The following is a 12,039-nucleotide window of genomic DNA, read 5'->3' as shown; positions in this document are numbered from 1 at the left end:
GGCAGTCGGGCGACGGGCGGCAGACGACGGGCAAGCTGCTCGCAGTCGTCGCCAGGGCCGACAGATTGAACAGCGGCGCGGCGTCGCTCTGCCCGTCCCCGCTTGTAAGGCCTCTGCCGCTTTCTACTGCGCTGCCGTCCCACCGTTGTGCGGCGTCGGCTCCAGATCGAACTCCCCGTCCCGAGCCCCGAGCACGAAGGCACGCCACTCCGCCTCGGTGTACCGCAGGACCGTCTCCGGGTCGAGGGACGAACGCATGGCCACCGCGCCCCCGGGCAGGTAGGCGATCTCCACCCGCTCCTCGTGCTCCTCCGTGCCCGGCGCGCTCTGCCATTCGACACCCGAGATGTCGAGGGCGTAGAGCTCGTCCTTCTCCCGCTCCTTGCGTGCCCTGACGTCCTGGTCCTCTGCCTCGGCCATGGTCGAGCGGCCCCTTCCCCACGTACGTGCGAACTGTGCGGTCACCCTATGCGCTCACTCCTGGCATGCACCGGGAAACGAGCTGGTAGTCACCGGTACGGGACATCCCGCCCCGCCGTGGCGCTGACGCGGGTACCCTCCGCGCCACAGACGTGTCACGCCTCCGTGACGACGTGACCATGTCAGGGAAACGCTGACTAGAGTCCGCCGCATGAATCTCCACGACGCACACCTGCTCGCCATCGGCGGACGACGCGGCGGCTACCGTCACACTTATGGGGGCGGCCACCACTACGGAAGCGGTGGAGGCGGCTCCTCCTTGATGTGGATCATCCCTGTCGTGATCCTGATCGTGGTCCTGTGCGTCTGGGCGGCCAAACGCCAGGCGGACTGACACTCGCCGCCAGGCGAACTGACACCCGCCGACGGGCGGACTGACGCCGGGCACGAAGGCGGATTGACGCCGGGCACGAGGTCGTCGTATGCCCTGGTACCCTGTGTAGCGGCCGTTTGTGTACGCACCCTCGGACCCCGATGAAGGCACTCCGCAAGGAACTGCCCAGGGATCTGAAGGCCGCGCCCAGCGGATCCCCGCCTCCCGAGTAACGGAAGCTCCCCTGAGATGTGGACCAGGGGCACTCGGTGGCAATCACAGGACTACGAGGAGTACGAGTGTCGCTCGACGCCGCTACGAAGAAGCAGATCATCACCGAGTTCGGCCAGAAGGAGGGCGACACCGGCTCCCCCGAGGTCCAGGTCGCCATGCTCTCGCGCCGGATCTCGGACCTGACCGAGCACCTCAAGACCCACAAGCACGACCACCACTCCCGCCGTGGTCTGCTGATCCTGGTCGGTCAGCGTCGCCGCCTGCTGCAGTACCTGGCCAAGAAGGACATCCAGCGCTTCCGTGCGCTGGTCGACCGCCTGGGCATCCGCCGCGGTGCGGCCGGCGCCAAGTAAGACGCCGTGAAGGGAGCGGTTCCCACTGAAGAAGGGGGCCGCTCCCTTTTGCTGTACGTGCAGATTTGCTGTACGTGCGGAAACATGCGGAGTGTCACTGCCGCTTTGTAGTGTGGTGGCACAACGCAATACGTACGACACAGAGTGATACCGCCCACCCCACCGGGTAGGGCGTCATCACCCACACCGAACGAGGAGAAGCGCACCTCGCCGCCGCCGGTCCTCGGTAGTGGCCCCCGGGCGAAAGAGACCCCCGGGTGCTTCGATCGAAGACCGGCCCGCAAGACGGAGCGCTTCTCCGCCACCGTCCCCCTGCCACACGGGCAGGACCGGGACGAAGACGAGGAGAAAACGCTAGTGGAGAACGAGACCCACTACGCCGAGGCCGTTATCGACAACGGTTCCTTCGGCACCCGCACCATCCGCTTCGAGACGGGCCGCCTGGCCAAGCAGGCCGCCGGCTCCGCCGTCGCGTACCTGGACGACGACACCATGGTGCTGTCGGCCACCAGCGCTTCCAAGAAGCCCAAGGACAATCTCGACTTCTTCCCCCTCACGGTGGACGTCGAGGAGCGGATGTACGCCGCCGGCAAGATCCCCGGCAGCTTCTTTCGACGTGAGGGCCGTCCCTCCGAGGACGCCGTCCTCACCTGTCGCCTGATCGACCGCCCGCTGCGCCCGTCCTTCAAGAAGGGCCTGCGCAACGAGATCCAGGTCGTCGCGACGATCATGGCCCTCAACCCCGACCACCTGTACGACGTCGTGGCGATCAACGCCGCGTCCGCGTCCACGCAGCTGGCCGGTCTGCCCTTCTCCGGCCCGGTCGGCGGCGTCCGCGTCGCGCTGATCAACGGCCAGTGGGTCGCGTTCCCGACGCACACCGAGCTCGAGGACGCCGTCTTCGACATGGTCGTCGCCGGTCGCACCCTCGAGGACGGCGACGTCGCGATCATGATGGTCGAGGCCGAGGCCACCGAGAAGACCATCCAGCTGGTCAAGGGTGGCGCCGAGGCGCCGACCGAGGAGGTCGTGGCCGCCGGTCTCGACGCCGCGAAGCCCTTCATCAAGGTCCTGTGCAAGGCGCAGTCGGACCTCGCCGCGAAGGCCGCCAAGCCGACCGCCGAGTTCCCGATCTTCCTCGACTACCAGGACGACGTCCTGGAGGCCCTCACCGCCGCGGTCAAGAGCGAGCTCGCGCAGGCGCTCACCATCGCCGGCAAGCAGGACCGCGAGGCCGAGCTGGACCGCGTCAAGGACATCGCCGCCGAGAAGCTCCTCCCGCAGTTCGAGGGCCGCGAGAAGGAGATCTCCGCCGCGTACCGCTCGCTGACCAAGTCCCTGGTGCGCGAGCGCGTCATCAAGGACAAGGTCCGCATCGACGGCCGAGGCGTCACGGACATCCGTACGCTCGCCGCCGAGGTCGAGGCCATCCCGCGCGTGCACGGCTCGGCGCTGTTCGAGCGTGGCGAGACCCAGATCCTGGGCGTCACCACCCTCAACATGCTCCGCATGGAGCAGCAGCTGGACACCCTCTCCCCGGTGACCCGCAAGCGCTACATGCACAACTACAACTTCCCGCCGTACTCCGTCGGTGAGACCGGCCGCGTCGGCTCCCCGAAGCGCCGCGAGATCGGCCACGGCGCCCTCGCCGAGCGCGCCCTCGTGCCGGTGCTGCCGACGCGCGAGGAGTTCCCCTACGCGATCCGTCAGGTGTCCGAGGCCCTCGGCTCCAACGGTTCGACGTCCATGGGTTCCGTGTGCGCCAGCACCATGTCGCTCCTGAACGCCGGTGTGCCCCTCAAGGCCCCCGTCGCCGGTATCGCCATGGGTCTGATCTCCCAGGAGATCAACGGCGAGACGCACTACGTCGCCCTCACCGACATCCTCGGTGCGGAGGACGCCTTCGGCGACATGGACTTCAAGGTCGCCGGCACCAAGGAGTTCGTCACCGCCCTCCAGCTCGACACCAAGCTGGACGGCATCCCGGCCTCCGTCCTGGCCGCGGCCCTCAAGCAGGCCCGCGACGCCCGCCTCCACATCCTCGACGTGATGATGGAAGCGATCGACACGCCGGACGAGATGTCCCCCAACGCCCCGCGGATCATCACCGTCAAGATCCCCGTGGACAAGATCGGTGAGGTCATCGGCCCCAAGGGCAAGATGATCAACCAGATCCAGGAGGACACCGGCGCCGACATCACGATCGAGGACGACGGCACCATCTACATCGGTGCGGTCGACGGCCCGTCCGCCGAGGCGGCCCGCGCCACGATCAACTCGATCGCCAACCCGACCATGCCGGAGGTCGGCGAGCGCTACCTGGGCACCGTCGTGAAGACGACGACCTTCGGTGCGTTCGTGTCGCTGCTCCCGGGCAAGGACGGTCTGCTGCACATCTCGCAGATCCGTAAGCTCGCCGGTGGCAAGCGCGTGGAGAACGTCGAGGACGTGCTCGGCGTGGGCTCCAAGGTCCAGGTCGAGATCGCCGAGATCGACTCCCGCGGCAAGCTCTCCCTGATCCCGGTCATCGAGGGTGAAGGCGACGACGACAAGAAGGACGACACCGACAAGTGACGTCGAGTAGCTCCACGACGACGGCCCGCACCTCTTCGGAGGCGCGGGCCGTCGCCCGTACCCAAACCCTCATCAAGGGCACCGGCGGAATCGGCACGGTCCGCAAGACCACCCTCCCGGGCGGCCTGCGCATCGTCACCGAGACGCTGCCCTCCGTGCGCTCCGCGACGTTCGGCATCTGGGCGCACGTGGGCTCCCGCGACGAGACCCCGTCCCTGAACGGTGCCACGCACTACCTGGAGCACCTGCTCTTCAAGGGCACCAGCCGCAGGTCCGCCCTGGACATCTCCTCCGCCCTGGACGCGGTCGGCGGCGAGATGAACGCGTTCACGGCGAAGGAGTACACGTGCTACTACGCACGCGTGCTCGACGCCGATCTGCCGCTCGCCATCGACGTCGTCTGCGACATGCTGACCGGCTCGCTGATACGCGAAGAGGACGTCAACGTCGAGCGCGGCGCCATCCTCGAAGAGATCGCGATGACCGAGGACGACCCGGGCGACTGCGTGCACGACCTGTTCGCGCACACGATGCTCGGCGACACCCCGCTCGGCCGCCCCGTCCTGGGCACGGTCGACACGGTCAACGCCCTCACCGCGGACCGCATCCGCCGCTTCTACAAGAAGCACTACGACCCGACTCACCTCGTCGTCGCCTGCGCGGGCAACGTCGACCACAACAAGGTCGTACGCCAGGTCCGCGCCGCCTTCGAGAAGGCAGGCGCCCTCAAGCAGACCGCCGCCGAGCCGATCGCCCCGCGCGACGGCAGCCGCGCCATCCGTGCCGCCGGACGCGTGGAGCTCCTCGGCCGCAAGACCGAGCAGGCCCATGTCGTCCTCGGCATGCCGGGCCTGGCCCGCACGGACGACCGCCGCTGGGCGCTCGGTGTCCTCAACACGGCGCTGGGCGGCGGAATGTCGTCGAGGCTGTTCCAGGAGGTCCGCGAGAAGCGCGGCCTGGCCTACAGCGTGTACTCGTACACCTCGGGCTTCGCCGACTGCGGCCTCTTCGGCGTGTACGCGGGCTGCCGGCCCTCGCAGGTCCACGACGTGCTGAAGATCTGCCGCGACGAACTCGACCAGGTCGCCGCCGACGGCCTGTCCGACGACGAGATCAACCGCGCCATCGGCCAGCTCAGGGGCTCCACCGTCCTCGGCCTCGAGGACACCGGCGCGCTGATGAACCGCATCGGCAAGAGCGAGCTGTGCTGGGGCGAGCAGATGTCCGTCGACGACATGCTGGCCCGGATAGCCTCGGTCACCCCGGACGAGGTGCGCTCCGTCGCCCGCGACATCCTGGGACAGCGGCCCTCGCTTTCGGTCATCGGCCCGCTCAAGGACAAACAGGCCTCCCGTCTGCACGAAGCGGTCACGTAGGTCCTCGACTGTCGGGCAAGCCCTCGACTAAGGAATCAAGAACATGAGCAAGCTGCGCGTGGCGGTCCTCGGTGCCAAGGGCCGTATCGGATCCGAGGCGGTACGAGCCGTCGAGGCCGCCGACGACATGGAGCTGGTCGCCGCCCTCGGCCGCGGCGACAAGCTGGAGACGCTGGTCGACACCGGCGCCCAGGCCGTGGTCGAACTGACCACCCCGGCCTCGGTCATGGACAACCTCGACTTCTGCGTACGGCACGGCATGCACGCGGTGGTCGGTACGACGGGCTGGACCGACGAGCGCCTCGCACAGCTGAACACCGCGCTGGCCGCGTCGCCGCGGACGGGCGTGCTCATCGCCCCGAACTTCTCCATCGGCGCCGTGCTGACCATGAAGTTCGCGCAGATCGCAGCGCCGTACTTCGAGTCCGTCGAGGTCGTCGAGCTGCACCACCCGAACAAGGTGGACGCCCCGAGCGGCACCGCGACGCGCACCGCCCAGCTCATCGCCGAGGCGCGTCGCAAGGCGGGCAGTGCCCCGCAGCCCGACGCCACGGCGACGGCCCTCGACGGCGCGCGCGGCGCGGACGTCGACGGTGTCCGGGTGCACGCGGTCCGCCTGCGCGGCCTGCTGGCGCACCAGGAGGTCCTGCTCGGCGGCGAGGGCGAGACCCTCACCGTCCGGCACGACTCCCTCCACCACAGCAGTTTCATGCCGGGCATCCTGCTCGGTGTGCGCCGCGTGGTGACCACGCCGGGCCTCACCTTCGGCCTGGAACACTTCCTGGACCTCGGCTGAGCCGTCGGTCAGTCACAGACAGCTGGCAGCAGACATGCGCGCGAAAATCACCTACGCCGTCACGGCAGCCGTCCTGGTCGTCTACTTCGTCCTGGTCGGCAGCCGCGGCGTCATGCTCATACAGACCGGCACGGTCGTGACCGTCGCCTTCGGCGTCGCCGTCCTCATCCTTCCGGTGATCGGCCTCTGGTTCCTCTGGAAGAACACCCAGTTCGTGCGGAAGGCCAACCGGCTCGCCGCCGAACTCGACGCCGAAGGCGGCCTGCCCGTCGACGAGTTGAGGCGCACCGCGGGCGGCCGTATCGACCGTGACTCGGCCGACGAGGTCTTCGCCAAGCGCAAGGCCGAGACCGAGGACGCCCCCGACGACTGGCGCAGCTGGTTCCGCCTCGCCATCGCCTACCACGACGCCCGCGACACCCCGCGCGCCCGCAAGGCGATGCAGCGCGCGATCGCACTCCATGAGGGAAGGCCGCCTGTCGAGGCCTGAGAACGCGCTCCGACGCGTTCCGGTCAGCCTCGGCCGTACTCCGCGGCCCATGCCTCGATGGAGTCGGCCGCCCGGTCGAAGGCCTCCATACGCGCCAGGAAGTCCGCACTGTGCGACGTCAGCAGCGGCGCCTGGTCATCGGCCGTCCGATCCCCGCGTACGACGACCAGAGCCTGCCCCTGCACCGTGCGGGGCAGCCCGAGCCAGCGCACCGGCTGCTGGACCGTCCGTACCGCAACGATCTGGTCCCAGGACGTCGTCCGGGTACGGAAGAAGGCCACGCGACGCAGCCCGATCGCGCTCACCCACGTGCCGACCCGCAGCAGTCGCAGGGCGCAGAGGATGACGAACGCGGCTCCGCCCAGGACCGCTCCCGCGGCGGCCACGGTGCCGGTGAGCGCGATGACGACCGCGGCGAAGAGCACGTACGAGGCGAGCAGCAGGAGCAGCGCGGCCGCGCCCACCCGCCAGGGGCCGGGCCGGTACGGGCGCCGCCAGTGATCGCGGTCGTCGAAGGGCAGCGCGAGATCGTCCGCCGCCTCGTCAAAGGCGCGGTCCGCCGTCAGGAAGGGCAGGGGCACGACTGATCCTCACTCAATCCACGCATGGGTGATGCCCGGTGAGGTTATCGAGCCGCGTGCCTGCTCACCACCCTTGGGGGTCCAAGGGGGTATGTCCCACGCCATTCGGGCGGCGTGGGGGCGTCAGCGCCCGTCGGAGGCCTCGGAGTGCTGCGTCTTGGCCGGTGACTGGTCGAGGGACAGCGAGGGCGTGCCGATCAGCAGAGCGCCCACGAGCCCGGCGACCACGGTGAGGCCTATGAGCCACTGCCCGGCCACCTGCCCGGCGGACGCGCGCTCGCGGGGCGGGGGAGTGACGTTGCTGCGGAACTGGTCGGCTTCGGCGATGAAGGCGAACGGAACGGGCTCGCGCCGACGGAACATGGGGAGCGCTTCTCCTCTGGAGACTCGAAGGGATCAGAGACATCAGAGACATCAGAGACATCGGAGCCGTCGGGTGTCCCGGATGACTCGAACGAATCACTGTCACCAACACAGACGCTCGAAGAGCCCAAAAGGTGCCCAGTTTCGCCGAATTCGCAGAAGTTCGCTGCCGAATGTCGCGGCACGGTACCGAACGCCCCGTTGTCAGTGCCGGGCCGTAGAGTGGTCGCCGCCCGAGAGACGTGATGGGAAGGACCCTCCAAGCCGTGACCGACACCCCCGCCGACGACCTCAAGCCAAGCTTCCGCAGCGATGTCACCGTCGAGCTGGTCAAGCACACCGCGTCCGACTCGGACGTGCTGTTCGCCGCCCGTGTCTCGACCGTCGGCGAGCAGTCGCTGGACGAGCTGCAGAAGGACCCGGAGCGCTCCAAGGGCCTGATCAACTACCTGATGCGGGACCGGCACGGCAGCCCCTTCGAGCACAACTCGATGACGTTCTTCATCAGCGCCCCGATCTTCGTCTTCCGCGAGTTCATGCGGCACCGCGTGGGGTGGTCGTACAACGAGGAATCGGGCCGGTACAGGGAGCTCGAACCCGTCTTCTACGTCCCGGGCGAGTCCCGCAAGCTGGTCCAGCAGGGCCGCCCCGGCAAGTACGTCTTCGTGGACGGCACCGAGGCCCAACAGGAGCTGGTCGGCCGCACGATGGAGGACTCCTACCGCCAGGCGTACGCGGCGTACCAGGAGATGCTCGCCGCCGGCGTCGCCCGCGAGGTCGCCCGCGCGGTCCTCCCGGTCGGCCTCTTCTCCTCGATGTACGCCACCTGCAACGCGCGCTCGCTGATGCACTTCCTCGGCCTGCGCACCCAGCACGAGCTCGCCAAGGTCCCGTCCTTCCCGCAGCGGGAGATCGAGATGGTCGGCGAGAAGATGGAGGCGGAGTGGGCGAAGCTCATGCCGCTCACCTACGCGGCCTTCAACGCCAACGGTCGCGTGGCCCCGTAGGGCACCTCAGTTCTCCCGGGCGGCACAGATGTACGGATCAGCCGTGCGAAGTGTCCGTATTGCGGCATTTCGAGAAGTTCATCTAGCCTGATCAAACGGACCCGGCACTGCTTGAACCCCCGAGCAGGCAGTGCCGGGCTCCACCTTTGTCGCGACTTGTCGCCCACCCCGAGGGCAGACCAGGCATGGAGCAGCGAGTAGCGTGTTACCCATGGCTCCGACCTCCACTCCGCAGACCCCCTTCGGGAGGGTCCTCACCGCCATGGTCACGCCCTTCGCGGCGGACGGCGCACTCGACCTCGACGGCGCGCAGCGGCTCGCAACCCACCTGGTGGACGCCGGCAACGACGGTCTGATCGTCAACGGCACCACCGGCGAGTCCCCGACCACCAGCGACGCGGAGAAATCGGATCTCGTACGAGCCGTACTGGAGGCGGTCGGCGACCGTGCCCACGTCGTCGCCGGCGTCGGCACGAACGACACACACCACAGCATCGAACTGGCTCGCGCCGCCGAGAAGGCCGGCGCCCACGGCCTGCTGACCGTGACGCCGTACTACAACAAGCCCCCGCAAGAGGGCCTGTACCGGCACTTCACGGCCATCGCCGACGCGACCGAGCTGCCGGTGATGCTCTACGACATCCCCGGCCGCAGCGGCGTACCGATCAGCACCGAAACGCTGGTGCGTCTGTCCGAGCACCCGCGTATTGTCGCGAACAAGGACGCCAAGGGAGACCTGGGCCGGGCCAGCTGGGCCATCGCCCGCTCCGGCCTCGCCTGGTACTCCGGCGACGACATGCTGAACCTGCCGCTTCTCTCGGTCGGCGCGGTCGGCTTCGTCTCCGTGGTGGGCCACGTCGTCACCCCCGAGCTGCGCGCCCTCCTCGAGGCGTACGTCACGGGCGACGTCCAGAAGGCCACCGAGATCCACCAGAAGCTGCTCCCGGTCTTCACCGGCATGTTCCGCACCCAGGGCGTCATGACCACGAAGGCCGCGCTCGCCCTCCAGGGCCTGCCGGCCGGACCGCTGCGCGCACCCATGGTCGAACTGTCACCCGAGGAGACCGCGCAGCTCAAGATCGATCTTGCCGCCGGCGGGGTACAGCTCTAACCACAGACTTCACAACTGAATACGTACGACAACGCAGGCCACGGGCCTGCACCCCACACAGACAACTGCTACTGCACGAACGTCATGCGCGCCACGTGCCTTACAGGTACGTGGCGCGTGTGGTGAGGAGAGTCTTTTGAGTCATCCGCATCCTGAACTCGGCGCCCCGCCGAAGCTCGCGAAGGGCGGCCTGCGGGTCACCCCGCTCGGCGGCCTCGGTGAAATCGGCCGAAACATGACGGTCTTCGAATACGGAGGCCGTCTGCTGATCGTCGACTGCGGCGTGCTCTTCCCCGAGGAGGAGCAGCCCGGAATCGACCTGATCCTGCCGGACTTCACGTCCATCAGGGACCGCCTCGACGACATCGAGGGCATCGTCCTCACGCATGGCCACGAGGACCACATCGGCGGTGTCCCCTTCCTCCTGCGGGAGAAGCCGGACATCCCGCTGATCGGCTCCAAGCTGACCCTCGCCCTGATCGAGGCGAAGCTCCAGGAGCACCGCATCCGCCCGTACACGCTTGAGGTGGCCGAGGGCCACCGCGAGCGCATCGGCCCCTTCGACTGTGAGTTCGTCGCGGTCAACCACTCCATCCCGGACGCCCTCGCGGTCGCCATCCGCACCCCTGCGGGCATGGTGGTCCACACGGGTGACTTCAAGATGGACCAGCTTCCGCTGGACGGCCGCCTCACGGACCTGCACGCGTTCGCACGTCTGAGCGAGGAAGGCATCGATCTCCTTCTCTCGGACTCGACGAACGCCGAGGTCCCGGGCTTCGTCCCGCCCGAGCGCGACATCTCGAACGTGCTGCGCCAGGTCTTCGCCGGGGCCAGTAAGCGGATCATCGTGGCGAGCTTCGCCAGCCACGTCCACCGCATCCAGCAGATCCTGGACGCCGCCCACGAGTACGGCCGTCGTGTCGCCTTCGTCGGCCGGTCGATGGTCCGCAACATGGGCATCGCCCGGGATCTCGGCTACCTGAAGGTCCCGCCGGGCCTGGTGGTCGACGTGAAGACGCTCGACGACCTGCCCGACCACCAGATCGTGCTGGTCTGCACGGGCTCGCAGGGCGAGCCGATGGCAGCCCTCTCGCGCATGGCCAACCGGGACCACCAGATCCGCATCGTCCAGGGCGACACGGTGATCCTCGCGTCGTCGCTGATCCCGGGCAACGAGAACGCCGTCTACCGCGTCATCAACGGCCTGACCCGCTGGGGCGCGAACGTCGTCCACAAGGGCAATGCCAAGGTGCACGTCTCGGGCCACGCCTCCGCGGGCGAGCTGCTGTACTTCTACAACATCTGCAAGCCGCGGAACCTGATGCCGGTCCACGGCGAGTGGCGCCACCTGCGCGCCAACGCCGAGCTGGGCGCCCTCACCGGCGTCCCGCACGACCGCATCGTGATCGCCGAGGACGGCGTCGTCGTCGACCTCGTCGAGGGCAAGGCCAAGATCTCCGGCAAGGTCCAGGCGGGTTACGTGTACGTCGACGGCCTCTCGGTCGGCGATGTCGGCGAGCCCGCCCTGAAGGACCGGCGGATCCTCGGTGACGAGGGCATCATCTCGGTGTTCGTGGTGATGGACTCCAGCACCGGCAAGATCACCGGCGGCCCGCACATCCAGGCCCGCGGCTCGGGCATCGACGACTCCGCCTTCAGCGAGGTCGTCCCGAGGATCACCGAGGTCCTGGAGAAGTCCGCCCAGGACGGCGTGGTCGAGCCCCACCAGATGCAGCAGCTCATCCGCCGCACGCTGGGCAAATGGGTCTCGGACAACTACCGCCGGCGCCCGATGATCCTCCCGGTCGTCGTCGAGGTCTGACCCTCTCGCACGCGCCAACCCGGAGCGGGGCGCCTCGATTTGCATCGGGGCGCCCCGCTCCAGTACGTTTACGTCTCCGCCTGAACGGGAACCCGGTCGCTTCGTGCGCCGGAACCAGTCCCCGAACGGGGCGGGGAATTCCGACTCAGAATCTCTGATAAAGTCGGAGCCGCTGGAAAGGGAAACGCGAAAGCGAAAACCTGGAAAGCGCCGAGGAAATCGGATCGGAAAACGGTCTGATAGAGTCGGAAACGCAAGACCGAAGGGAAGCGCCCGGAGGAAAGCCCCAGAAAATGTTCTGTGGGTGAGTACAAAGGAAGCGTCCGTTCCTTGAGAACTCAACAGCGTGCCAAAAATCAACGCCAGATATGTTGATACCCCGTCTCCGGCCGATCGGTCGGGGCGAGGTTCCTTTGAAAAAAGTCCTGCCGGGCATTGTTTCGGTAGGCGCATTAGCGAGGACGCTGTGAACGGTTGGGCTTATTCCGCCCGGCTGTTCCGCTCAACGCGAGTGTTTCGCAGGATTACCTGCACACATT

Annotated in this window: 12 protein-coding genes; 9 read left to right on the top strand and 3 right to left on the bottom strand. The window is 67.9% G+C overall.

Annotation, left to right across the window (positions count from 1 at the left end; all coding sequences use genetic code 11):
- Window positions 1-123 precede the first annotated feature (123 nt).
- A complete protein-coding gene (locus tag ACN6LB_RS13030; protein ID WP_445025942.1) occupies window positions 124-420 on the bottom strand; it encodes a DUF397 domain-containing protein in 297 nt (98 codons plus the stop codon).
- 211 nt (window positions 421-631) lie between these two features.
- On the opposite strand from ACN6LB_RS13030, the gene ACN6LB_RS13025 reads away from it, so the two are divergent.
- The 6 genes from ACN6LB_RS13025 to ACN6LB_RS13000 all read left to right on the top strand — a co-directional run bounded on the left by ACN6LB_RS13025 (window position 632) and on the right by ACN6LB_RS13000 (window position 6,616).
- Window positions 632-814: a hypothetical protein gene (locus ACN6LB_RS13025; protein WP_356148537.1), complete on the top strand. Its 183-nt coding sequence runs from the start codon at window positions 632-634 to the stop codon at window positions 812-814.
- 278 nt (window positions 815-1,092) lie between these two features.
- Window positions 1,093-1,380 (top strand): 30S ribosomal protein S15, encoded by a 288-nt coding sequence (gene rpsO, locus ACN6LB_RS13020; RefSeq protein WP_030945091.1) that lies wholly within the window; start codon window positions 1,093-1,095, stop codon window positions 1,378-1,380.
- Window positions 1,381-1,737: 357 nt separating this feature from the next.
- On the top strand, window positions 1,738-3,954 hold the full coding sequence (locus ACN6LB_RS13015) for a polyribonucleotide nucleotidyltransferase (RefSeq protein ID WP_356148547.1): 2,217 nt from the start codon (window positions 1,738-1,740) through the stop codon (window positions 3,952-3,954).
- Window positions 3,951-5,330: a M16 family metallopeptidase gene (locus ACN6LB_RS13010; protein WP_356148550.1), complete on the top strand. Its 1,380-nt coding sequence runs from the start codon at window positions 3,951-3,953 to the stop codon at window positions 5,328-5,330. The genes ACN6LB_RS13015 and ACN6LB_RS13010 overlap by 4 nt, the downstream gene beginning before the upstream one ends.
- 43 nt (window positions 5,331-5,373) lie before the next feature.
- Complete coding sequence (gene dapB, locus ACN6LB_RS13005; RefSeq protein ID WP_445025941.1) at window positions 5,374-6,126, top strand: 4-hydroxy-tetrahydrodipicolinate reductase; 753 nt, start codon at window positions 5,374-5,376, stop codon at window positions 6,124-6,126.
- A 34-nt stretch (window positions 6,127-6,160) separates the two neighbouring features.
- On the top strand, window positions 6,161-6,616 hold the full coding sequence (locus ACN6LB_RS13000; protein ID WP_445025940.1) for a hypothetical protein: 456 nt from the start codon (window positions 6,161-6,163) through the stop codon (window positions 6,614-6,616).
- Window positions 6,617-6,639: 23 nt separating this feature from the next.
- Here the strand turns inward: ACN6LB_RS13000 and ACN6LB_RS12995 are convergent, their stop codons facing one another.
- Window positions 6,640-7,197 (bottom strand): hypothetical protein, encoded by a 558-nt coding sequence (locus ACN6LB_RS12995; RefSeq protein ID WP_445025939.1) that lies wholly within the window; start codon window positions 7,195-7,197, stop codon window positions 6,640-6,642.
- A 123-nt stretch (window positions 7,198-7,320) separates the two neighbouring features.
- Complete coding sequence (locus ACN6LB_RS12990) at window positions 7,321-7,560, bottom strand: hypothetical protein (RefSeq protein ID WP_445025938.1); 240 nt, start codon at window positions 7,558-7,560, stop codon at window positions 7,321-7,323.
- 266 nt (window positions 7,561-7,826) lie between these two features.
- Here ACN6LB_RS12990 and thyX point away from each other — a divergent pair, with 266 nt between their 5' ends.
- The 3 genes from thyX to ACN6LB_RS12975 all read left to right on the top strand — a co-directional run bounded on the left by thyX (window position 7,827) and on the right by ACN6LB_RS12975 (window position 11,500).
- A complete protein-coding gene (gene thyX / locus ACN6LB_RS12985; RefSeq protein ID WP_356149316.1) occupies window positions 7,827-8,567 on the top strand; it encodes an FAD-dependent thymidylate synthase in 741 nt (246 codons plus the stop codon).
- A gap of 211 nt (window positions 8,568-8,778) precedes the next feature.
- Complete coding sequence (gene dapA, locus ACN6LB_RS12980) at window positions 8,779-9,678, top strand: 4-hydroxy-tetrahydrodipicolinate synthase (RefSeq protein WP_445025937.1); 900 nt, start codon at window positions 8,779-8,781, stop codon at window positions 9,676-9,678.
- Between the two features lie 136 nt (window positions 9,679-9,814).
- Complete coding sequence (locus tag ACN6LB_RS12975) at window positions 9,815-11,500, top strand: ribonuclease J (RefSeq protein ID WP_356149324.1); 1,686 nt, start codon at window positions 9,815-9,817, stop codon at window positions 11,498-11,500.
- Window positions 11,501-12,039 lie beyond the last annotated feature (539 nt).

It is taken from the genome of Streptomyces sp. SAS_270 (assembly GCF_052543295.1).
The sequence above is the reverse complement of the archived record's forward strand: the minus strand, read 5'-3'. Positions and strand labels throughout refer to the sequence as shown.